The sequence below is a fragment of the Paraburkholderia sp. BCC1886 genome (assembly GCF_900996245.1).
Lineage (GTDB): Bacteria > Pseudomonadota > Gammaproteobacteria > Burkholderiales > Burkholderiaceae > Paraburkholderia.
On record NZ_CAAJGK010000093.1, the window covers coordinates 1 to 521 of the forward strand.

Annotated in this window: 1 protein-coding gene; it reads right to left on the reverse strand. The window is 62.6% G+C overall.

Features of this window, described 5'->3' with window-relative positions:
• Nucleotides 1–363: 363 nt before the first annotated feature.
• Nucleotides 364–521: DUF2891 family protein (locus FQ746_RS28570; RefSeq protein ID WP_144113158.1), on the reverse strand; the 158-nt coding region annotated here is incomplete at its 5' end.

A 521-nucleotide genomic window follows, 5' to 3' on the forward strand; every position in this document is an offset into this window, starting at 1 on the left:
TCGAGCTGGCTGTTGAGCTGTCCGAGCCCGTAGAACGCGCCCGCCGCGACGGCCAGCAACAGGATCGTCAACAACCCGAATCCGATGATCAGGCGGCTGGATACTTTCATGTTTTTCATTGCGGCTCCCGAGCGTCGTCAGATATTTCTTACTTTTTGTTTACGGCTCGTAACTGTCCGGCTGAAGGGGGATTTGCAATCCGATCACCTCGGAATTTGCCTTCGCGCAAACGCCTTCGTCCCCTGCCGCTCGAAGGCGGACGAGCCGCGGGTCTTCGTGTCAATCAGCAGAGGAATGGCGGCACCCCGGCAGGCTGATCGGCCAGCAGTGATCATGACGAGGGGCGAAGCGGGAATCTTGCCGTCAAACGCCGGCCGCGCCATCGACGTCGAGCGCCAACGCCGCATACGTCGCGAGCCAGTGCTCCGCCATGTAGTTGCCGCCGACATGAGGAAACGCCACGGCCCAGTGCCGGCCAGCGGCGTCTCGCATCGCGCTTGCCCTGCTGTCCTCGGGGGGCA